The sequence below is a fragment of the Cardinium endosymbiont of Culicoides punctatus genome (assembly GCF_004354815.1).
Lineage (GTDB): Bacteria > Bacteroidota > Bacteroidia > Cytophagales > Amoebophilaceae > Cardinium.
In genome coordinates this window covers 1-23,328 of sequence record NZ_QWJI01000009.1, presented here as the reverse complement: position 1 = coordinate 23,328, position 23,328 = coordinate 1, and the positions used below count along the sequence as shown (strand labels likewise).

Below are 23,328 nucleotides of genomic sequence, written 5' to 3'. Positions count from 1 at the left end.
TGTTTAATAATTTGTATAATCAACAAAAAATGTAGTTTTTAGCTAAAATTGCGAAAGTCCTGCTGAAGTTAAAAAAATTAAAGTTATTTCCTCAAAGGATCTTTATAAAAAACGTTTTTAATCTCTCTTAATTAAAATAATTTTATCATTGAAATTCTGATATAATACCGTATATATTTTATTATAATATTGCACATTCCATATGTTATAGCTCTTGAAAAGAAAATGCATAGCTAGGGGATGGAATGAAATTTGATTAATTTTGTAGTAGTTCGGACAAGAGGTCAACAAGGGAATAGTTAGATATAATGATCTTATTATCATTGTTAATAAATTCATATTATAAGCAAATAAATGGTAGTTGTAAAACGAGATGGCCGCTTAGAGTCAGTCAAATTCGATAAAATAACCCTGCGCATAGAAAAACTTTGCTATGGGCTAAATATGGATTATATCGATACGATTGCCATGGTTAAAAAAATCATTGACGGCATTCACGATCGTGTAACTACTTCAGAAATAGATAATTTAGCTGCAGAAACTGCAGCAGCTATGACGGTATATCACCCAGATTACGCTATCATAGCTGCACGAATAGCGGTTTCTAATCTGCATAAAGAAACCAGTAAATCCTTTTCCAGTACTATAAAAAGGCTCTATACCTATGTCAATCCTATAACTGGAGAAAATGCTTCTATTATAGCCAAGGATGTATATAAAGTGATAGCTGAACATGCAGCGTATTTAGACAACGCCATTGTTCATGAACGCGATTTCTCATATGATTATTTTGGATTTAAAACACTGGAACGATCTTACTTGTTGAAAATAAATGGGAAAATAGTAGAACGTCCGCAATATATGTTGATGCGTGTAGCTGTAGGTATTCATGGTGATAACCTAGATGCTGTGCTCGATACATATAATTTTATGTCTGAAAAGTGGTTTACACATGCAACGCCTACGCTTTTTAATGCAGGCACACCGAAGCCTCAACTTTCTTCTTGTTTCTTATTAATGATGCAAGACGATAGCATTCAAGGTATTTACAATACGCTCACACAATGTGCAAAGATATCACAATCTGCAGGGGGCATTGGGTTAAGTATCCATAATATACGGGCAACAGGTTCTTATATTCGGGGAACCAATGGTGTCTCTAATGGTATTGTACCTATGTTACGGAATTTTGATATGACAGCTAGGTATGTAGACCAAGGAGGAGGAAGACGTAAAGGAAGTTTTGCTATCTATATGGAGCCATGGCATGCAGATATTTTTGATTTTTTAGATCTTAAAAAAAACCATGGTAAAGAAGAACGAAGGGCAAGAGATCTTTTTTATGGACTTTGGATTCCAGATTTGTTTATGCAACGTGTGGAAGAAAATGAAACTTGGTCGCTTTTTTGTCCCAATGAAGCCCCAGGTCTATCAGATTGTTATGGAACAGCATTTGAACAAAAATACAAACAGTATGAAAGAGAAGGGAAAGCACGAAAATCTATAAAAGCACAAGAGCTTTGGTTTGCTATCCTAGATTCCCAAATAGAAACAGGCACACCTTATATGCTCTATAAAGACGCTGCAAATGCAAAATCCAATCAAAAAAATCTAGGTGTTATAAAATCCAGCAACCTCTGCACCGAAATCATAGAATATACTGCTCCAGACGAGGTTGCGGTGTGTAACCTTGCCTCTATTTCTCTACCCATGTTTGTAACAGCAGACAGGTCTTTTGACCATACCAAACTGTATCAGGTAGCTTATGTAGTCACCAAAAACCTTAATAAGGTTATTGACAGAAACTATTACCCTGTGGCAGAAGCATCCTACTCTAATTTAAAACATAGACCTATTGGCATTGGCGTACAGGGCTTAGCAGATGCATTTCTTAAAATGAAACTGGTCTTTGATAGCGCTGAGGCACGAAAACTAAATAAAGAAATTTTTGAAACCATTTACTTTGCAGCCGTAACGGCTTCTAAAGACTTGGCACAAAAAGAAGGCGTTTATGAAAGCTATCCTGGATCACCCATTGCTCAAGGTATTTTCCAATTTGATATGTGGGGCGTAACGCCTTCTTCTGGTAGGTGGAATTGGGATATGTTGCGTAAAGAAGTCCTCCAATATGGAGTAAGAAATTCTCTCTTGGTGGCACCCATGCCCACAGCCTCTACATCCCAAATATTGGGCAACAACGAATGCTTTGAACCCTATACTTCTAATATTTATACCAGACGAGTCCTTTCTGGTGAATTTATTATTGTAAACAAATATTTATTAGAAGACTTGATTCGACTCGGTTTGTGGAATGAACAAATGAAAGAAGCCATTATGATTGGTAATGGGTCTATCCAACATATTGAAGCTATTCCGCAATACATTAAAAATCTGTATAGAACTGTTTGGGAGATTCCTCAGAAATCCATTATTGATATGGCTGCAGACCGAGCACCCTACATCTGTCAAAGCCAAAGTCTCAATCTCCATATGCAAGATGCTACCATGGGTAAACTAACCTCTATGCACTTTTATGGTTGGAAAAAAGGACTCAAAACAGGTATGTATTATTTGCGCACTAAGGCAGCTGCAGATGCGATTAAATTCACTATACAGAAAAAAACACTTACGGTACAGGAAGATCGAGTCTCCCCTATCCAAGAGGCAAGCCCTGATGTAGAAATAGAACAAGAATGCTTGATGTGTAGTGGATAGTTGATACATGGATCACCTATTCCGTTCGACTATGCCAATCCCAAGTAATATAAATAACATTTCTTGAAATACCTCACTATTGTGTTTACTATAAATACACCGTAATTTGTACTCAAACGAGTATGTTATGCGGAAGTTTATATTTCTATTGTTGGTTCATAGCCTGACGTGGCAGATCCCAGCCACAGCAACATCCACTCCCACTCCCACGGAAGGTTATCTAAAATTTGGTCCTAAGATTGGATATCATGGATTCTGGGAAGTGGGTCTCCATTGGATAAAGGCTCCCTATAGCTCTGGCTGGCCAGTAGGTCTATTTCTATCCCATGTTTCACAAACCAATGACTCACGCCCAAATGATGGCTGGGAAGTTGGATGTTTTTTTCATGCAACATGTATTAATGCCGAAGGGCATGAAATTGACCCAAAGAGACTACTTGAATATGATATTGACCGAAAAACACCTCTATATGTCAAGAGCATCCATATACCCATAACAGAAAAAATGTATGTTGGTCAACGAAGACGGTTTTGTTGGTTATTTGGGTTTGATATTTCTTATATATTGACAGCCAAGATATCAGATCCTGGTGGCATATTATTTACGAAATCGTTCAATAATATTGCGCTTGATACAAATAACAAAATAAAAAAAATACCACCAGGTTATCGAACAGATTATACCTATACGCATATACCTGTGCAAACTATTTTTGGCAGGCGGTGGCATTTTGGCATCGGTGCCGGTATAGGATATGAAATGGAGATGGGATTGGATTTTCATTTTAACATTATGGCTACAGAAACATTCAGAACGCTAGGTTTTATCTTTACCATTGGCTATGATGTAAATAAATTCCTAATTCCTGCTATAAAGGATGAAAAAAAATGTGGTAACCCTAAGGAAAACACCAATACTATACCCATATTAGGACAAAGCGATCTATAAAAGAAATATGCATGTTCGACTTGTACATGCATAAGCAGACTTTAAATATGTTACAATTATGTTTAACATACACTAATGTATACTTAAATCGATAATGTTATGCGCAAGTTTATATTTCTATTGTTAATTCATAGCTTTATGTGGCAGATTACAGCCACAGCAACATCTACTTCCACAGAAGGTTATCTAAAATTTGGCCCTAAGTTTGAATATCATGGATTTTTTTGGAGCACTTTTTCTATAGGTGAAGGTCAGTCCATAGGGTTATTTGTAGCCTCTGTCTCAAAAAGAAAATGGGATGCACTATTATATAGTAGTACTGGTTGGGAAATTGGGCTCCTTTTTCGTTCCATACATATTGGTGCTCGAAGACAAGCCATCCATCCCCAGGCACCATTTAGGTGCTGTGATGAGCCCAGCATACCACTATATGTCAAAAGTATCCATATACCTATTATCGGAAAATTTTACATAGGTAAACGGAGGCGATTTTGTTGGTTATTTGGATGTGATATCTCTTTTATGCTTACGGCCAAAGCATTAGATCCTGAGGGTGAATTTATGCAATCAGCTGCTTATGCTGCGCTTGATGAGAAGGATAAAAAAGGATACTGGACACCAGCTTATAAAGAAGCCTATGATACTTTTCATACTCAATGGAAAAGAAGAGGAAGTAAGTATAGCCATATACCTGTACAAACTATTTTTGCTAGCTGGTGGCATTTGGGCTTATATTTTTTTGGCATAGGATACGAAATGGACATGGGCTTTTCCTTTCACTATATGATTCCAACTATGGCAACTTCTGGTATGACAGGTCACCTTTTTACAGCCAGCTATGATTTGAATAGATGGATTATCCCTGCCTTAAGTCAGAAAAAACGACTTGGTACTTCCTCTAGAAGTACCAAGTCGTTGACCAACACATAAATAGATCTAATTTACTTTTTGTAAAAACGGATTATGGTATACTTTCTTATATCTCCCTTGCATGCAAAAAATGTATTGAAACGATAGTCATTACGCATCAAATATTTCATATTCTCATAACTAAGCCAATAAAAATTTTGATCAGTATTTAAGATCATAAATTTAGAAACAGACTGCCCATCTCTCTCACATCCAATTACATTTGCATAGTGCCATAATGTTGGTTCATATAGAAAAAAGACAATCACAGGATCTTTGTATTCTACCATATCTTGCTCCATAACTGCTGCACAATCTTTAAAATGGTCGTAGCTACAGACCTTAGTATCCTTATACCCATCCGATAAATGGCGATCAATATATTCAGATAGATAATAAGGGGTAGGCCCAGTAGTATTATGATCTGTTATAGCACGTGTAGCAACACCAGCTCCTGCTGTTATTCCCCCTCCTACTAATAAAGGAATACCAACAGGAGGGCAAATAGTGGTTAGGAGTATTCCACCTATCAAACCTCCAATCCCAATTCCACGAGTAACATCAGCTCTTTCTCCAGCTATCTCAGTAGCTTTAGGACAATTTTGTAAAAAAAAGGCAAATCCACTTGGGTCATTCCATGGTGCTAAAGTCTCACTATTTAGAGGTTGACCTGCAAGTATCAAAGCCCTAGCACCAGAGTTAGGACCACAAGACCAACCTTCAACTTGAGCAGGGATCTGACTAAAAGCAGCTTCAATTTTAGAAATATCTAACGTTTCCCAATTGCTAGAAACGCGTATGGTGTTCCGGAAGGCTGTATACCCCCCTATATGATTTTTTGTATAGCCAGTTTTAATCCCCCCTCCTGCACCTACGTTTGTCTTGGATGTCAATTCAGCAAAATCATAAGGATCTGCTACTTCTATGGCACGAACTGTCGTAGGATGCATTTGGACATATTGATGTATAATAGGAGCTAACTCTCGTAATGCTTCTTGCATAATAAAACAAATCTGTTCTTGATGACCTTCCTGCAATACGGTTACAAATTGATTAAAATCTAGGCCTAGATCTTTAAATCCATCAGGTGTAACCCATACACATAATACCTCTCCTGGTGCGGTGTTATGAATCAGTTGCTTTGTAGCAGCTTGAGTAATAGGTTTTGGAATTTTCTCACTATTTCTTCCCTCCTGCGGCGGACCATCGTATGGAACCACTGATTGTTCATCTATTGCCCTTAATTCTTTAGATGCATGATGGCATCCACTTGTCAAAAAAGCAGCTAAAATCAATATATTTGATAAAAATTTCATTATAAAAACTGTTTAAATGGTTAAAAAATACACTTTTGTTGAGAATGCAGCCTAAGCGGTTGTAGTGTTCCTGAGTATTGGATTATAGATTATACCTATCCATTGCTCGTTGTGTGTGTGGGATAAAATATATAATCCAAGTAATGTGTCTACACATGCTAATGCCTGATTTTCAACAACTTTTTATCACCTCTATCTTAATAGTATTTTTATTCCATTATAAGATAGAAGCAACTTTGACAAGTTAATGGATCTTTTTTTAAAACCACAACAAGTATTAAGGCTCCTAAGTTTCCACATAGGCATTCACAGTACCGTACAAGAGACAAACATGCGATACAAATGTTTTTTTAGTCGATTTATATCATCTATTTTTTTGCTGTAATTCTGAATAAATGTTATAAAAAACATAATAATACCATTGGTATTATATACAATGTTTTGAATAATTACTTACAACTACGTACATTAGTGGATAGAGTGGATAGGAAGCTAGCCTAGCATCATAGGATCTAGTCTTAACTATACAATTTATTATTGAAAGGATGAGGTTACTTTGTCACCATTAAGCACTCATGGAAGAAGGAGAAAGGTATTTAAAAAAAATTTTTTATTTTTTCATCCTAATTTTATTAGGTGTGTTCTTGTATATACCAGTACATGCACAATCTGCCACAAACCATCAGGACGATTTTGTAATGGAACATGTAACAGATGCACATAGTTGGCATTTTGCAACTGTATCAGGCCATCATATCGTATTGCCATTGCCTGTTATCCTTTTTTCTACAGATAGGGGTCTTGAATGTTTTTCTTCTGCTCGTTTTTTTGATGCACATCATCATTCAGTATCCTTTCAGGATTACCTCTTATTAAATGAAAAAATTCAATGTTTAGATCCAACAAGATCTGTTTATGATCTGTCGATTACTAAAAATGTAGCTGCAATGTTTTTGAGCGTACTACTACTTGTAGTAGGATTATTATTGGCTGCAAAAAGATTCAAAAAGGAACCTCTAATTGCCCCAAAAAGATACTTGTCCTTTATAGATTTATACATATCCCTTATAAAAGATGAAATAGCTATTCCAAATATAGGCAAAAAACATTATGCAAGGTTTTTACCTTATCTCTTAACTATTTTCTCATTTATATGGATTAATAACCTCCTGGGGCTTTTACCTGGTGGTGCTAATGTAACTGGCAGTATTTCTGTTACCTTAGTATTAGCGGCTTTTACTACCTTTATCACTATTTTCAATGGTAATAAACAATATTGGTCCCATATATTTAAGCCATCAGGAGTCCCAAAATGGTTGCTTCCCATTATGATTCCAGTAGAGATCTTGGGTATTTTTACAAAGTTTTTTTCACTTATGATTAGGCTATTTGCAAATATTACAGCTGGCCATATCATCCTGCTAAGCATCATAGGTATGGTTTTTAGCATGAAAAGTATGTTGGTGGGTGTTGTGGTTAGTGTGCCTTTTGGCACTTTTATGTTTTTATTAAAACTACTGGTGGCTATCTTACAGGCCTATGTATTTACACTACTTTCTGCCATTTATTTTGGTCAGGCTGTAGAAGAAGGACATCATTAATTATGGTTACTTAAGTTATTTTTTTGTGTTTGTGTACGTTTTATTTTTAACCATTTAATAAATTATAAAATTTCTATGTTGGCTCTATTAGATGCAAGTTTAGGGTTCGTATGTGCTGGTGCGAGTATTGGTGCAGGAATTATCGCCTTAGGCGCAGGAATTGGAATTGGTAAGATAGGAAATGCTGCTATGGAAGCAATGAGCAGACAGCCAGAAGCAAGTTCAAAAATTCAAACAGGTATGATTATAGCCTGTGCACTCATTGAAGGCGTAGCACTCTTTGGCGTTTTAGTTTGTTTGTTGGCAGTAACAAAGTAATATAAAATCTCTTTAGGTTAAAAGATAACATTTTTAGGCCTAATATAAATTATTGCTATTATGGATCTGATAACACCTGGTTTAGGTATTATATTTTGGCAAACCATAACTTTCTTTGCTGTGCTTTTAGTATTATCAAAGTATGCCTGGAAACCTATTTTAGAGATATTAAAGCAGCGGGAAGACGCCATAGCACATGCAATAGGACAGATTGCATTATCTGAAGCATTAATAAAACAGGTAGTATCTGATAAAGATAAGTTGTTAGAAGAAGCTAATTTAGAACGTGAACGTATTATTGGTGAAGCACTGGTGGAAAAAAAACACATTATGCATCAAACAAACCAAGAAGCCCTAAAACTGAAAGAACATCTGTTGGCAGAAACTAGGGTTGAAATTTCTAAAGAAGAAAAACGTGCCCTTGAATCGATTAAAAAAAACATGGGCATGCTTGCTATTCAAATGGCTGAAAAACTATTAATCAAAGAGTTAAGTCGAAATGAGTCTCAGTTAGAGCTCATAGAACGGTTAACAGTAAGCAAAAGTCAATCTTCTTAAAGCAATAGGATAAACGTTTATGGCCCATAACAACAATAAAAGGATTACACGATATGCCAGTATCCTGTTGAAACATGCGGTAAAAAATGAGCTACTTGAAGAAATGAAAGATGGAATTCTTTTTCTTCAGGATCAGTTTAAAAAAAATCCTACATTGGATTGTGTACTAAACAATCCTACTATACCTAGATCTAATAAATACAAATTATTAGAAATACTTTGTAAGGAAGCAGTAGGTTCTCTACTGTGGAGATTTGTAGAAATCATTATAGAACAAAGGCAAATAGGTTCTTTAAAAGAGATATTGATATATAGTTGGGCACTATATCACAAACATATTGGTATTCAATCTGCTAGATTGACAACAGCAGTTGCTCTACCAAATAATTTTATAGAACGGTTCGTAGAAGAGATCAAACACTTTGTTGCCTGCAACCAAGTAATATTAGAACAACAAATAGATCCCTCTATTATTGGAGGATATATTCTTGAAATTGGAGACGCTAGAATAGATAAAAGCATAAAGCATCACCTCCATACCATACAAAATCATTTTATTGGTTGAAAGCACTATGGTTTGTTTAGACAAAATGTATTGGAAAAGAAAAAATGAATATGATTCCACTTTCAAAACAATGGAGAAAATATAAATGGCTCAGATAAATACAGATGCAGTTACTGCGATATTAAATGCACAACTATCTAGCTTTAAAACAGAAGCTGAGTTAGAGGAAACAGGCACTGTTATACAGTCAGGTGATGGTGTAGTACGTATACACGGACTATTCAACGTACAGGCAGGTGAATTACTCGTTTTCGAAAATGGCCAGAAAGGCCTAGCATTAAACTTGGAAGAAACCATGGTGGGTGCTGTTATTTTGGACGATGCAAGCTCCATTAAAGAAGGCGATACTGTTACGAGAACTAAACGTGTAGCCTCTATCCAAGTAGGTGACGGCCTACTTGGACGTGTGCTCAATACACTAGGAGAACCAATAGATGGCAATGGTCCAATACTTGGACCATGTTTCGAGATGCCGCTAGAACGAAATGCTCCAGGCGTAATCTATCGTCAACCTGTAAATACACCATTGCAAACAGGACTAAAAGCAATTGATGCAATGATTCCTATAGGTAAGGGGCAACGTGAACTTATTATTGGGGATAGGCAATCTGGAAAAACATCTATTGCATTAGATACAATTATAAATCAGAAAAAATTATTCGATAAAGGGAAGCCTGTATACTGCATTTATGTAGCAATTGGGCAAAAAGCATCTTCTGTAGCAAATATTGTAGACACATTAATACATCATGGTGCTATGAGCTACACTACCATTATTGCCGCAACTTCTGCAACTTCTGCAACTATGCAGTCTTTTGCTCCTTTTGCGGGTGCAGCTATTGGTGAGTTTTTTAGAGATACGGGTCGAGATGCATTAATTATTTATGATGACCTCTCTAAACAAGCTGTAGCATATAGAGAATTATCCTTGTTATTACGTAGACCACCCGGACGAGAAGCTTTCCCTGGTGATGTATTTTATTTACATGCCCGTCTGTTGGAACGTGCAGCAAGCATTGTACATAATGACAAAATGGCTAGTTCTATGAATGATATTCCAGACTCCTTAAAAGGAATGGTTAAGGGAGGTGGTTCACTTACAGCCCTGCCTATTATAGAAACCCAAATGGGTGACGTGTCTGCATATATTCCAACCAATGTTATTTCGATTACAGATGGGCAAATATTTTTGGAAATGAATTTATTTAATTCTGGAATTAAGCCAGCTATTAATGTTGGAATCTCCGTATCTAGAATTGGTAGTGCTGCACAAATTAAAGGCATGAAAAAAGTGGCGAGCACGCTAAAACTAGACCAGGCACAATTTGCAGAACTTGAAACTTTTGCAAAATTTAGTTCCGATTTAGAACCATCTACTAAAAGAGCTATTGACAGAGGTCGGAAAAACCAAGAATTACTCAAACAAAATTTACATACACCTATGGCAGCTGAAGAACAGGTTGCCATTCTATGTATGGCTATGAGTGGATATTTAGATCCTGTTCCATTAGAATTGATAAAAACATTTGAAAAACAGTATTTAGAGCTATTACGTTTACACCATGCTGCTACATTGGCTAGTATTGCAGATGGTAAATGGGATAACGATATCCTCAATGTGCTTATAAAGGCAACAAAGGGTCTTTTAACAAAATATGCACAAAATTAATGAAAACAAAAGCTAAAGTTTACTGTTTATTACATAACTTCAGCTGCAAGGTACAATAACTAAATTCTTAGTATGGCACATCTTAAAGAAGTAGTAGACCGAATTAATCTCATAGCTTATACCCAGCAAATTACTAAAGCTATGAAAATGGTATCTGCTTCCAAATTGCATAAAATTCAGAAAATTTTGTTGCCATTCAAAGAATATGCAGCAGGATGTACAAACATTTTATATACTGCACTAGAAGGCATGGATGCAACAAATTTATCTTATCCATTGTTGCAAAAAAAAAACAAAGACTTACCTAAAAGTTTTTTATTTATAGTTGTTGCTTCTAATTGTGGATTGTGTGGGGCATTTAACAAACATGTACTTAAAGCAACTTATCAACAAATTCAAGTGTTACAACAAAAACAAGCTGCAAAAGTAGAAGTACTAACTATTGGGGCAAAAGCATATCAATTTTTTAAAAAAAGCAATTTGACTATTATCAATGATTATGTTGACCTTTTAACAAAAGAGGATTTCAATGCTAAGGAACTTATTGCATACTGTATGGAAGCCTTTCAAAAAGACTATTATAATCATATCCTATTGGCATATACTTCTTTTAAGAATGTTGCAAAGCAAGAGGTAATCATAGCCCCATACCTCCCCTTTAATTTTGATAGCATGCAAAGCACCACCAGGCAAATACAACAGAATAGATATATTTATGAGCCCTCTCAACCATTACTTATAGAAAAACTAATAGGTGAGCTTCTCAAAAATCAGATCATGGGTATGCTCATAGAATCCACTGCAAGCGAACATGCAGCTAGGGTTGCTACTATGAGTAAAGCAACTGATAATGCAGAAAAATTGCTAAAAGAATTACGTATTAGCTATAATAGAACAAGGCAGTCATTGATAACAAGTGCTATAGCAGAAATTACAGGTGGTGCAGAGGCATTAACAGAAACTTAAAGATGATCATTATAAGTAAGCAATTGCCAGATACCATCTTTTAGGTGTCCAATACCTTCACTCGTGCTAGAAGAAATGCAAATATGCGGTATTCCTTTAGGTAGCGTTTTTAAAAAGGATGCTCGTGTTTCTTTATCTAGTAAATCTATTTTAGAAATAGCTAGTATTCTTGGTTTTTCTAATAACAGGGGGTTATGTTCCTCCAATTCTTTCAGTAACATACCATAGATGGTACTAATGTTATCAGATTCTGAGCTAATCATAAACACTAAAACTGCGTTGCGTTCTATATGTCGTAGAAAACGCGTACCCAGTCCTTTTCCAGAGGCTGCACCCTCTATAATGCCTGGAATATCTGCCATTACAAAAGAGTGATCCTCTTTATAAGAGACTACACCAAGATTAGGTGTGAGTGTTGTAAATGGATAACTGTCAATCCGTGGTTTAGCTGCTGATACAACTGATAATAGTGTAGATTTCCCAGCATTAGGTAACCCAACAAGGCCTACATCTGCCAATAGCTTTAATTCTAATACGATCCAATTTTGGCTACCAGGCTCTCCTGGATAAGCAATACGAGGAGCTTGATGTGTAGGGGTTGTAAAGTGCGCATTGCCCCATCCTCCTTTACCTCCTTGCATTAGGATATATTTTTTTTTATGTTCCAGTACTTCCATTAAAACCTCACCACTATCTGCATTTTTGGCTACAGTTCCTAATGGTACGTCCAAGATAATGTCGCTTCCACTTGCCCCTGTTTTTCGAGCATCTCCACCAGGTTGTCCATCTGTAGCAGCAATACATTTTCGGTACCTAAGATGAAGTAATGTGGAACGCTGTTTATCACCCCGTAAAATAATATTACCGCCCCGGCCACCATCTCCACCATCTGGCCCCCCTTTGGGTACAAACTTGGCACGCATAAAATGAATCAGTCCAGCGCCACCTTTTCCAGCACGAAGGTAAAGTCTAACATGATCAATAAAGTTAGGTGAAGACATATAACTAAAATGGTTTGAAGTTGTTTATGTATACATATGCATATGTAACCGTTAAAATTACTGACATTATCCTTTATGAGATGTATAAGATTCCCTCCTCTTCAAGCAAGATAACCGCTTAAACCATCATTTACAACAGTTTAAACGGTTGTTTATCTAAAATTTACTAAACGAAAATATTCGATTTAAAATCCACTCTTGAATGACCCCTCTGTTTATAGCTGAGGAATATGCTGAATACTATAACAGTCTATCAAAAAAAAACTCTATAGATTTTGTTACCTGATCTGTACTTAGTGTACCATCTACTCTGTATAAGAGGTGTTGTTCTTGGTAGTACCTTACAATAGGTAACGTTTGTTCCGCATATATATGCATACGTGTTTTAATTTTTTGATCATCTTGATCATCAGCTCTACCCTGAATAATTGCACGTTCTTTTAAACGCTGTAATAATGTTTCGTACGCCACATCTAAAAGAATCACACAGCCTATCTTAGTATGATACTTGTTGAGCATTTCGTTTAAGAATATAGCTTGGCTCATAGTCCTTGGAAATCCATCAAATAATATTGGCTTCCCTTTAGGTGTATTTTGTATAAATTGCTCTAGTAAGGCAAAAGATAGGTTATCTGGTACTAATTCTCCATTATCTATATATTTTTGAATGAATGTTTTATTGGTACAATTTTCTTCAATGTGCTTACGAAATATTTCACCTAGACTAATGGTAAAAAAGTTATGGTTCTTAACCAATAGTTCCGCTTGTGTCCCTTTTCCTGAACCTGGAGGGCCTAATAGAATTATATTAAACATAGATATATATATTATAAAATAGATTATTTTAATAGCAAATATAATAACATAAACCTGAGTTCATTCATCTAATTATGACTGAAAATTCTTTTTTTACGCCAAAATGACTACTTTTATTCAAAATAAGCACATATATTGATCTGTATTGTTAATTTTTTGTATTTGAATTGTTGTTCAAAGAAATTTTTACGTTTAAATGGTTTATATAAGGCTTAGGATATTTCATTATATTCCTAATTAGTACGTTTACAGCGTATTAGATCTATGTATATTATATGTAACTCTCCAGGTACCTTTTTTTGCTTTTATAAAAATTATTGATGGTTAAATAAAAATATTTTTATCAACTTTGACATATCAACAAATGTGCCACCAAAAATTTTATCGATAATTTTGTATTTCATTATATATCAGTCATAAAAAAACATCTGTTTTATACAGAAATATAGGGTACCTGGGGAGTTACTATTATTTAATTTTAATGTCCTACTCTTCGGACTAATTCTTGTCGATATGCATCCCAATCAGAAATAGACTTTTTGGCTACTCCAGAGGCTATAGCTGCTTGTGCAACTGCTGTAGAAACAGTAGACAGCAACCGTGGATCCATTGGCTTAGGTAATATATACTCTTTCCCAAAACTCATGGTTTCACCATAGTATTTACGTACTAAAACAGGAATATCTTCTTGTGCAAGGGCTTGGATAGCTTGTACAGCAGCCTGTTGCATGGCTCCATTAATTGTAGAGGCATGTACATCTAGGGCGCCTCTAAAAATATAAGGAAAAGCAATAAGGTTATTTGCTTGGTTGGGATAGTCCCCACGTCCTGTAGCAAAGATAACATCTTTTCTAACGTCCATAACCGTTTGATAGGCGATTTCCGGAAAAGGATTTGCTAAACCAAAAACAATAGGATTATTAGCCATTTTAGACACACTTTCTGGCATTAACACATTTCCAGAAGAGAGGCCTATAAATACATCTGCATCTACTACAGCATCATGTAAAGTATGTACTGAATGATCAGTAGCAAAAGGAGCTTTGAGTGGATCTAACTCTGCTCTATCAGCACGAATCACCCCTTTTCTATCACACATGATAATGTGTGATGGATTGGCACCTAAGGCAATCAAAAGCTTTGCTGTAGCTATAGCACCTGCACCTGCCCCACTAAAAGTAATACGTACCTTTGCAAGGTCTTTATTAGCAATCAATAGCGCATTCAGTAACGCAGCACTAGCTACAATAGCAGTAGCATGCTGATCGTCATGCATTACAGGTATATCCAATTGTGCAATAAGTTCTTGCTCAATTTGAAAACATTCAGGAGCTTTAATGTCTTCCAAGTTCAGTGCGCCAAAAGTAGGCGCAATAGCTTTAACTACCTTAATGACATCTTCTGGAGTAGTAGCATCTATTTCAATGTCAAAGGCATCTACTCCAGCAAAGCGTTTTAAGATCATTGCCTTTGCTTCCATAACTGGCTTAGCTGCCAATGGTCCAATATGGCCATAACCTAATACAGCTGTACCATTTGAAATTACACCAACAAGGTTGGACTTCCCTGTATATTTATACACCTGCTCACTAACAGCCATTATTTCTTCACAAACAGTACCTACACCAGGTGTATAAGCCATAACAACATCACGAGGAGTACTCAAAGGTTTCGTAACACATGTACCTATTTTACCTGCAGGAAATGCTGCATGATACTGTAAAATTTCTTCTTTACTAACATTTATTTTAGACATAATTTTATAATTTTATTTATTCGTCAAACACTACAACATTAACCTGTATTAAAAATCAATATCAGATCAACCAAACAATCTTAAGCAGATATTGCTTTTGGTACTGTTCCATTTATTTTTACATATTGTTATGCAATGTTGTAGGTTATTCCTACTTATCTTAGATCCCACATTCCGCACCTTTTTTTAGATTCTTATTAATTAAATTAAGATCAATTGATAACATCAAAACTATTTAATATTACTTCAAAAACAACATTTTGTAGAATATATTGTTTAATGAAACACTCATTTCATAATGAATGATTAGGTTTGCTTCCTCATTATACTAAATAAAAAGTTACCATACAATAGTAAAGCAAAAAATTATTACTAATTAGTAGTTTCTAAAACTTATACTCTGTACAAAGTTTTACTTTGGCTATGAAAGTATATTACTATACAATTATAAAAATTATTAGTAATCAATTATAAAATAATTGTAAGATTTGCATTTTTTGGTGCGGAATGTGGGTTAGATGCCTTATTTGTACTTGGATTAGGTATGTAAGTATGGCATTAGCGGGAGCTAAGTTACGATTTTTAAGAATTTATACCAATAGCAATAGGACGAATAGCAGCTCTGGCTTTTAATTGCTTGCTGCGTAACTGTCCACAAGCGGCATCAATATCAGTGCCATGTTCACCACGTACGACTGCATTAATACCTTGCGCACGTAAAATAGAAACAAAACGATGGATTGCTTTTGACTCACTTCGTTTGTAATGATCGAACTCATGCACAGGATTATAAGGAATAAGATTTACATGAATTAAATGAAGACGATTTCTAGCTAAGATTAGATTAGCTAGGTCAAAGGCAGATGATTCTAAATCATTTACATCTTTAAGTAAGATGTATTCAAATGTTATTCTTCTATTGGTTTGATCTAAATAATAGTCAACTGCTTCCATTAATTTTTCTATTGGAATAGCCTTGTTCAGCTTCATGATACGTGTACGCAACTCATTGTTGGCTGCATGTAAGGAGAGTGCTAGATTTACCTGTAGTCCCTCATGTGCAAAAGCTCTAATTTTACGGTCTAATCCACTTGTAGAAACAGTAATATGCCGTGCACCAATGGCGAGTCCTTGAGGATGATTTACAATTCGTATAAAACGTAAAACATTATCGTAATTGTCAAAAGGCTCTCCAATACCCATCACTACAATATGACTGACTCTTTTCTTGTCAGCTTCTAAGTCTAACTTTTTTTGCATGTAACGGACCTGTTCTACGATCTCTCCGGCTGTTAAATCTCTGCTTTTTGTTAAAAGTCCACTGGCACAGAAGGTACAACCAATATTACAACCAACTTGTGTAGTAACACAAATGGATAGTCCATATGCATGCTTCATCAAAACTGTTTCAATTAGATTTCCATCAGATAATTTAAGTAAGCACTTTATAGTCCCATCTTTTGAACGTTGAAGGGTGTCTTCTACCATAGTGGTTAGGGAGAAATGTTTGTCCAATAACCATCGAGTAGATATGCTCAAGTCGCTCATCTCACTAAAGGTATCCACACGCTTAACATATAACCAATTCCAAATCTGTGTAGCACGAAAAGATTTTTCACCTTGTTCTATTAACCAATCAGAAAGGTCTTTTAACGTTATATTATAAATAGATTGTTTTGGGCAGTTTGGCGTTGAGAGATCTGACATGTTGTTTGTTATCGAATTGTTGTATAAACGGTTGAAAAACTTTTAGTAGCTTTAGTGTAATTTTTTAATGCTTATTGTGTTACATAAGTCTTTCCGTTTGAAGCGATATGATTGAAGTCCATTAGGTCATTGCAATGTTGTTATTGCCTATTTTGGTCAGGAGTAAATAAGTTTTAGCATTTTCATTTATTTAGAGCGCTACGCTATACATTAAAGCGAAAAAGCATCACATCTCCATCCTGTACCATGTAATCCTTACCTTCGATCCGCAATTTTCCGGCTTCTCGGCAGGCATTTTCATTTTTAAATGTTTTATAGTCTTGAAAAGAAATTACTTCTGCTTTAATAAAGCCACGTTGGAAGTCACTATGTATAACGCCTGCTGCCTCTGGAGCCTTAGTGCCTTTTTCAATGGTCCATGCACGCACCTCCTGTGGACCTACCGTAAAATAGGTAATGAGTCGAAGCAGCTCATAAGCCGACCGAATGAGCTTATCTAATCCTGATTCTGTAAGTTTATATTCTTCTAAAAAGAATTGTTTTTCATCACCGTCTAAAGCATTAAACTGAACCTCTAATGCTGCACAACCGATAACTATTTCAGCATTTTCTTCAGCAATAGCTTTTTTTAGAGATGATAAATACGCATTTGACTTACCAAGTAGTGTAGCTTCATCAACATTAGCAAAGTATATGACTGGTTTTGAAGTTAACAATTGCCAAGATTGAACCATTTCTTGCTCGGTTGGTTTTAATTGAATGTTACGTATATCACCATCCTGTTCTAATGTTTTCAGCAAGTGATTTAGTAGTTCATATTCTTGTTGATGTGGCTTTGATCCAGTTTTCGCAAGTTTTTCTACCTTGGATAGCCTTTTAGTAAGTGAGTCTATATCTTTGCAACGTAATTCATGGTCAATAATTTGCTTATCAAAAGCAGGATCTATACTACCTGCTACATGTACCACATTATCATCTTTAAAACATCTGATTACATGAACAATAGCATCTACCTCTCGGATGTGACCAAGAAATTTATTGCCTAACCCCTCTCCACTATGTGCACCTTGTACTAGTCCAGCTATATCTACAAATTCTATAGATGTAGGTATGATATGCTTAGAATTAGCTAATGTGGCAAGCACGCTCATGCGTTCATCCGGTACAGCTACTACACCTAAATTAGGTTCTATAGTACAAAATGGAAAGTTCGCAGAAGCAGCACTACCATTTGATAAGGCATTAAATAACATAGATTTACCCACATTAGGTAAGCCAACAATTCCACATTTTAAAGCCATATAACAAACATGTACATAAATTTCTAATTGTTTGTTTTTATAAAAACCTTGTAAAGAACCCGTGTATGGTTATACACAATGTAATCATAACAAGGCCTATTATATTTATTTTCTATTCTGTTTTATCAAATTCATAATCAGGCATTAATGAATCTTTAAAGTAATGAAAAACGTCATTAAGCGCATGGGTAAATTTGCTTATATCTTCTTTATACAAAAAGATTTTATGTTTTTCATAAGAAATTCCTTTTTCTTCTGTCCGTTTTTTACTTTCTGTAATGGTAAGATAATATTCCTTATCTTTTGTTTCTTTTATGTCAAAGAAATAAACCCTTTTTCCTGCATTTACTCTTTTGGAGTAAACTTCTTCTTTCCCTTTTTGTACTTCCACTGATAATAAAATTTAAGTGTTATGGTTTTGGGAATTTTATTCCCCATGCAAAAAAATCTTCTTTTCCAGTAGTTTTTCCCTGTCTTCCGGATAATCTAAATCTAATACACAGCAATCTACTGGACAAACTGCTGCACATTGAGGTTCTTCATGAAACCCTACACATTCAGTACATTTTTCTTTAGCAATGTAAAATATATCGCTTGCATAAGGAGCCTGTGGCATGGTAGCATCAAAGCTTTCTCCATTTAATTCTACTGTCTTCAACTGTGTACCCTTTGACCATTGCCATTCCATGCCACCCTCATATATTGCAGTATTTGGACACTCGACCTCACATGCCCCACAATTAATACATGCATCCGTTATTCTTAAAGCCATAGTTGGTAAAATTATGTTTTACTTAGGTTATTTAATTTAACAGAAATAAAAGATTACAGCAAGTCTTTCTGTACTTTGCACTGTGCAAAAAATATTAAAGACTTAATCCAATTTCTAATATTTCTAGTTCAATAAGACCAGAAGGAGTGTCTATTAACGCAAATTCACCTACTTTTTTACCTAATAATCCTTTACCCATAGGAGAATTTACTGATATTTTTCCTTTTTTTAAATCTGCTTCTTCTTGAGAAACGAGCATAAAGACAGACTCTACACCTGTTTTTTTGTTTTTCACACGTGTTTTACAAAGAATAGAAATTCTAGACAGATCTATTTCACGTTCGTCTAATACCCTAGCATTTGCAATAAGTTGTTCCAAGGATGCAATTTTTGCTTCTAATAAACCTTGTGCATCTCTAGCAGCATCATATTCTGCATTTTCACTTAAATCTCCCTTTTCTCTGGCTTCCGAAAGGTCGTTAGCTACTTTTATACGCCCCTCACTTTTTAGCCAACTTAGTTCCTGCTTAAGAAGCTCGAGCCCCTCTTCTGTGTAATAAGTCATTACATTTTGTGTTTTATGGTTCTTAAAAATTGTATTATCTTACAAAAATATTTTTACGAGCACCTAATGCAAATAATCTAGTTCAGACATGTTACGCTCTTAATTACTTCCCTAATTTAATTAAAAAAGCATAGAGGTAAACAGAAGCAAGAAAGCGATCAATATCATTCCAAACTTATACCCAGCAAATATAGGCATAACTACAATACCGGTATGCATTCCTACAGACAGTAGGGCTAGTGATACAGCTGCAAATTGCATAACTGGTTTTATATTACCTTTCATATACATTATTTTTATGTGTTTTTTTTAGTATGTATACATACTTTGGAAGTATGATACTTTTCTCTTTAATCCACTCATCCTAACTTTATGTTTTTCTCAGTTAGAAAACCCGACTAATATAGAAAATTTTGTTTGTATTCCCATACTTCTGATGTAAAAAATTATTGATAAATCTATAAAAATGAAATAAAAATACTTTTTTTTGTATTTTGAATCCAATAATGAAGTCTACTAAGTATAATAAAGATTAACGAAATAGTGGCCATTACTGATACAAATACAGCACGGGCAGCACAACTTCTTTTAGCTGGGAAAGTAATAGCTATTCCCACTGAAACAGTATATGGATTGGCTGCCAATGCGTATAATATGGATGCCGTATTAAAGATTTTTGATATTAAAGCACGGCCTTTATTTAATCCTTTAATTGTGCACACCTATGATTTAAACAATGTTAGAACATTCACAGAAGATATCCCAGATGCTGCTTTGCTGCTTGCTAAAGCATTTTGGCCTGGTCCGCTCACGCTTCTTTTGCCTAAGAAACCCATAATTCCAGATTTGGTAACGGCAGGTTCCCCCTATGTAGGCGTTCGTGTTCCGTGTCATGATATTGCTTTAGATTTACTTAAACAACTTCCATTTCCACTTGCTGCTCCCAGTGCAAATCCATTTGGCTATATTAGCCCTATTACACCCCAACACGTAGCTGCTCAACTTGGGAATAAGTTAGACTATATTTTAGATGGAGGTGCGTGTAGGGTAGGTATTGAATCTACAATTGTCTCTTTTGCAGAAAAGATACCCACAGTACTTCGACTAGGTGGTATAGATATTGCCATGTTAGAAAAAGTTGTTGGTCCTGTTGAAACAGCTTTACAGCATCTGTCTAATCATGCTTGCACTCCTGGTTCCCTTTTAGTTCATTATTCTCCCAAAAAAAAGTTAATCATTGGTAATGTGTCTGAATTAATTCAAAATTATTCGGTTATAGCAAATCATATAGGAATCTTATCTTTTACAAAACAATATGATGGTATTCCTCAAAAAAATCAAGTGATTTTATCTCCTCAAGGGTGTCTAAAAGAAGCTGCTAGAAATTTTTTTGGAGGGTTACGTTTTCTTGATGAACTACCTATTGATATTATTTTAGCAGCCTATTTCCCTAACCATGGAATTGGAATGGCTATGAATGATCGATTGCAACGGGCACAACATAAATAAACCTAAAATTTTTATAATGGACTAAAAAAAACCAGAAAAAAATGATTATAAATACAAAAGCATAAAGTATTGACTACTCTGCGAATTACACAATCTTTGAGGCTTTTGCAAAGATTGTGTATAAGGTTTGTTATCCTCTTTGTCTGTTAACTTCTCTACCATGTACATGCTGACGGTTACCAAGAATAGCATCTTTAGTAGTTTTATTGCCATCTTCATCGTAGATGGCAAAATCAAATTTTTGTTCAACATTACGCATTTTGCTAGAGAAATTAAGTCCTATAAAGACTATATTTTTTTCTTTATAAAGAAACTTTTCTCTATAATTATTACCTTCTATTTGACCTAAAGCAGTATTAGAATTTTGGTCATGTTTTAATTCAAATATATAGGTAATATCACTTAATGAGTCAATAACAATATCTATCCTACCTTCACTAGTAGCATGTTCACTAAGTGGATTTAGTTCCGCTCCTTTTCTGATTTCGATTTTTTCTTAAATTCTGGTACTAAAAAATCATAAAAAGAATCTTCAACTTCATCATTAGGAAATTTTAATAATATTGGCTCATTAGGTCTAATAAATCTTCCTGGTTCTATTTTATTTTTATATCCCTTTATAGTTAGATAGCCTGCTTGAAACATAGCACCTTCTATAGTTAAATTATCCTCATTGTGTTCTATTAATTTAGATTTTACAACTTCAATAGGCTGAGTAGAAAAGTTTATATCAGCATTTAACTTATTCATTTTATTCACTAAAAATGTAGGCGTTCCTGTATTAATCCAATAGTTATTCTAATTCATTACGACTTAAAAACATTAATGTTGACAATGGATTATATACAGATATCGTCTTGTCTTCAGGATGAAATTTATAACCATTGTACATAGCACGTATTTCACCAATTAGTATATCCCTACTTATATTTCTTTCTTCTGCTAACTCATCTATTTTTTTACTGTAAACAGAACCTTCCTGTAATAAATCTTCTTCTTTATAACCAGCTATAGTTGCATAATTTTTATCTAAAGTAATATCATTTAGATTATTCGGTCCAGATTTACATTCTTTAAAAGAATAAGCACTAACACCTGTGACAAATTCTAATTTAATTTTATTATTATCAGCAAGGATTTTAATCTCAGTTAGAAAATCCCGTACAATCAAACGATTACTTTCTTTTATAACGGGATCTGATTGGTTAATAAATGGAGCATCGTATTCGTCTACTAGGACGACTATTTTATTAGCATAACCATTTAGATCTGTCATATTTTTAACAAGGTTTTCCAATCTTGATTGAAATGTATCACCTGTTACAGTCAATTTATAATCTGAAGCAACATCCTTTAGTTTATCTTCTAAGTATAATAGAAGATTATCAGGTGTCATATTACCTTTTCCTCCAAAGTCCACCCTAATAACAGGATATTTCTTCCAATCATAACCAGAGTTATAGATGTAGCAATCTTGAAATAGCTCTTTATTTCCTTTAGCTATTGCTTCTAATGTGCTAACAAATAAGGATTTGCCAAATCTACGGGGACGAGAGAGAAATACAGTAGCTTCTTCTTTAAATAATTTTTCAGCATGGTATGTTTTATCTACATAATATCCTGACCTAATTACAGCTTCAATGCTAGATTTACCAATAGGTAAAACTCCTGTGTATGTTAATCTCTGCCTTTTACTATCAGAACCTATTTCTACCTCTCTTACTCTTTTATTTTCTTGTTCCATACCATACTTATTTGCCTTACATGAAAATAAAGATAGTATAAGACATAATACCATCGTATAAATTATTTTATTTTTTTTAACAATCATCTTTACTTAAAAATTATTTTTAATCGCTCGATATGCCTTAATGAGCTATGTAGGCAGTAAATAAACGAAGATGACAACAAAGCACACTATCATTGCTCTCTAAGACAGATCAGGCTGTATATTTTTAGCTAAAACTACGCAACTATACAGAAATATTTTCACAATATAAGAAAATGACATTATTAAGATGTATTAAGCGTTGCTTCTAATTCTTTTTTTCATTTGTAATTCTGTTTTTTGCTTTTCTAATACTTCTACGTTTATTGCTTCTTCTACAAATTTTTCATCTTTAAATACAAATTTCTTTTTAGGATCCTTAGTAAGATTGTTATTGCTATCTTGTCGTTTTACTTCAATAATACATTCATTGATATTGCGATGATTGATGTCCTCTCTATTAAAAATACAATTCAAGCCTATATGTACTATCTTCTTTTTTCTAAAATATTTACCAGAATAGTTTTTGTGTTCTATCTGTGCAATGGCCATTTCAGCACTCTGATT

The 23,328-nt window shown here is 34.6% G+C and carries 24 protein-coding genes; 10 read left to right on the top strand and 14 right to left on the bottom strand.

Features of this window, described 5'->3' with window-relative positions:
- Positions 1–354: 354 nt before the first annotated feature.
- The 3 genes from CCPUN_RS02225 (at position 355) to CCPUN_RS02215 (ending at position 4,594) form a co-directional block, all read left to right on the top strand.
- A complete protein-coding gene (locus CCPUN_RS02225; protein WP_133281958.1) occupies positions 355–2,715 on the top strand; it encodes a ribonucleoside-diphosphate reductase subunit alpha in 2,361 nt (786 codons plus the stop codon).
- Between the two features lie 127 nt (positions 2,716–2,842).
- The gene (locus CCPUN_RS02220; RefSeq protein WP_133281957.1) at positions 2,843–3,664 is read left to right on the top strand and encodes a hypothetical protein; all 822 of its coding nucleotides are present in this window, start codon (positions 2,843–2,845) and stop codon (positions 3,662–3,664) included.
- Between the two features lie 99 nt (positions 3,665–3,763).
- On the top strand, positions 3,764–4,594 hold the full coding sequence (locus CCPUN_RS02215; RefSeq protein ID WP_133281956.1) for a hypothetical protein: 831 nt from the start codon (positions 3,764–3,766) through the stop codon (positions 4,592–4,594).
- Positions 4,595–4,605: 11 nt separating this feature from the next.
- On the opposite strand, the gene CCPUN_RS02210 is transcribed toward CCPUN_RS02215, so the two are convergent.
- Positions 4,606–5,889 (bottom strand): hypothetical protein, encoded by a 1,284-nt coding sequence (locus CCPUN_RS02210; RefSeq protein ID WP_133281955.1) that lies wholly within the window; start codon positions 5,887–5,889, stop codon positions 4,606–4,608.
- Positions 5,890–6,464: 575 nt separating this feature from the next.
- Here CCPUN_RS02210 and atpB point away from each other — a divergent pair.
- The 6 genes from atpB to atpG all read left to right on the top strand — a co-directional run bounded on the left by atpB (position 6,465) and on the right by atpG (position 11,566).
- Positions 6,465–7,490: a F0F1 ATP synthase subunit A gene (gene atpB / locus CCPUN_RS02205; protein WP_133281954.1), complete on the top strand. Its 1,026-nt coding sequence runs from the start codon at positions 6,465–6,467 to the stop codon at positions 7,488–7,490.
- 75 nt (positions 7,491–7,565) lie between these two features.
- The gene (gene atpE, locus CCPUN_RS02200) at positions 7,566–7,808 is read left to right on the top strand and encodes an ATP synthase F0 subunit C (protein WP_133281953.1); all 243 of its coding nucleotides are present in this window, start codon (positions 7,566–7,568) and stop codon (positions 7,806–7,808) included.
- A 60-nt stretch (positions 7,809–7,868) separates the two neighbouring features.
- Positions 7,869–8,366 (top strand): F0F1 ATP synthase subunit B, encoded by a 498-nt coding sequence (atpF, locus tag CCPUN_RS02195; RefSeq protein WP_133281952.1) that lies wholly within the window; start codon positions 7,869–7,871, stop codon positions 8,364–8,366.
- Between the two features lie 19 nt (positions 8,367–8,385).
- Positions 8,386–8,931, top strand: a complete 546-nt coding sequence (atpH, locus tag CCPUN_RS02190) for an ATP synthase F1 subunit delta (protein ID WP_133281951.1) — start codon at positions 8,386–8,388, stop codon at positions 8,929–8,931.
- A gap of 85 nt (positions 8,932–9,016) precedes the next feature.
- Positions 9,017–10,600, top strand: coding sequence for a F0F1 ATP synthase subunit alpha (gene atpA / locus CCPUN_RS02185; RefSeq protein ID WP_133281950.1), 1,584 nt, complete (start codon positions 9,017–9,019; stop codon positions 10,598–10,600).
- Positions 10,601–10,672: 72 nt separating this feature from the next.
- The gene (atpG, locus tag CCPUN_RS02180) at positions 10,673–11,566 is read left to right on the top strand and encodes an ATP synthase F1 subunit gamma (protein WP_133281949.1); all 894 of its coding nucleotides are present in this window, start codon (positions 10,673–10,675) and stop codon (positions 11,564–11,566) included.
- On the opposite strand, the gene obgE is transcribed toward atpG, so the two are convergent.
- From obgE to CCPUN_RS04705, 9 genes are all read right to left on the bottom strand, one after another.
- Entirely contained in the window at positions 11,563–12,567 is a 1,005-nt protein-coding gene (gene obgE, locus CCPUN_RS02175; protein ID WP_133281948.1) for a GTPase ObgE, read from the bottom strand. The genes atpG and obgE overlap by 4 nt on opposite strands.
- Before the next feature lie 240 nt (positions 12,568–12,807).
- Positions 12,808–13,383, bottom strand: coding sequence for an adenylate kinase (locus CCPUN_RS02170; RefSeq protein ID WP_133281947.1), 576 nt, complete (start codon positions 13,381–13,383; stop codon positions 12,808–12,810).
- A 478-nt stretch (positions 13,384–13,861) separates the two neighbouring features.
- Positions 13,862–15,139, bottom strand: coding sequence for a malic enzyme-like NAD(P)-binding protein (locus CCPUN_RS02165; protein ID WP_133281946.1), 1,278 nt, complete (start codon positions 15,137–15,139; stop codon positions 13,862–13,864).
- Between the two features lie 582 nt (positions 15,140–15,721).
- On the bottom strand, positions 15,722–16,846 hold the full coding sequence (rlmN, locus tag CCPUN_RS02160; protein ID WP_133281945.1) for a dual-specificity RNA methyltransferase RlmN: 1,125 nt from the start codon (positions 16,844–16,846) through the stop codon (positions 15,722–15,724).
- Between the two features lie 203 nt (positions 16,847–17,049).
- Entirely contained in the window at positions 17,050–18,147 is a 1,098-nt protein-coding gene (gene ychF, locus CCPUN_RS02155) for a redox-regulated ATPase YchF (protein WP_133281944.1), read from the bottom strand.
- Positions 18,148–18,259: 112 nt separating this feature from the next.
- The gene (locus CCPUN_RS02150; RefSeq protein WP_133281943.1) at positions 18,260–18,538 is read right to left on the bottom strand and encodes a DUF3276 family protein; all 279 of its coding nucleotides are present in this window, start codon (positions 18,536–18,538) and stop codon (positions 18,260–18,262) included.
- A 36-nt stretch (positions 18,539–18,574) separates the two neighbouring features.
- Positions 18,575–18,919: a 4Fe-4S binding protein gene (locus CCPUN_RS02145; RefSeq protein WP_133281942.1), complete on the bottom strand. Its 345-nt coding sequence runs from the start codon at positions 18,917–18,919 to the stop codon at positions 18,575–18,577.
- Positions 18,920–19,013: 94 nt separating this feature from the next.
- Positions 19,014–19,484, bottom strand: a complete 471-nt coding sequence (gene greA / locus CCPUN_RS02140) for a transcription elongation factor GreA (protein ID WP_133281941.1) — start codon at positions 19,482–19,484, stop codon at positions 19,014–19,016.
- A gap of 120 nt (positions 19,485–19,604) precedes the next feature.
- On the bottom strand, positions 19,605–19,769 hold the full coding sequence (locus CCPUN_RS04705; RefSeq protein WP_165941909.1) for a hypothetical protein: 165 nt from the start codon (positions 19,767–19,769) through the stop codon (positions 19,605–19,607).
- 258 nt (positions 19,770–20,027) lie between these two features.
- Here CCPUN_RS04705 and CCPUN_RS02135 point away from each other — a divergent pair, with 258 nt between their 5' ends.
- Entirely contained in the window at positions 20,028–20,993 is a 966-nt protein-coding gene (locus CCPUN_RS02135) for an L-threonylcarbamoyladenylate synthase (protein ID WP_133281940.1), read from the top strand.
- A 130-nt stretch (positions 20,994–21,123) separates the two neighbouring features.
- Here CCPUN_RS02135 and CCPUN_RS04825 read toward each other — a convergent pair whose 3' ends face one another.
- The 4 genes from CCPUN_RS04825 to CCPUN_RS04700 form a co-directional block, all read right to left on the bottom strand.
- Complete coding sequence (locus CCPUN_RS04825) at positions 21,124–21,477, bottom strand: PD-(D/E)XK nuclease domain-containing protein (protein ID WP_255414883.1); 354 nt, start codon at positions 21,475–21,477, stop codon at positions 21,124–21,126.
- Positions 21,456–21,743, bottom strand: a complete 288-nt coding sequence (locus tag CCPUN_RS02125; protein ID WP_133281938.1) for a hypothetical protein — start codon at positions 21,741–21,743, stop codon at positions 21,456–21,458. Before CCPUN_RS02125 ends, CCPUN_RS04825 begins: the two co-directional genes overlap by 22 nt.
- Before the next feature lie 43 nt (positions 21,744–21,786).
- On the bottom strand, positions 21,787–22,824 hold the full coding sequence (locus CCPUN_RS02120) for an AAA family ATPase (protein ID WP_133281937.1): 1,038 nt from the start codon (positions 22,822–22,824) through the stop codon (positions 21,787–21,789).
- 192 nt (positions 22,825–23,016) lie between these two features.
- Positions 23,017–23,328, bottom strand: a 312-nt coding sequence (locus CCPUN_RS04700; protein WP_165941907.1) for a hypothetical protein, incomplete at its 5' end; no start/stop codon positions are given.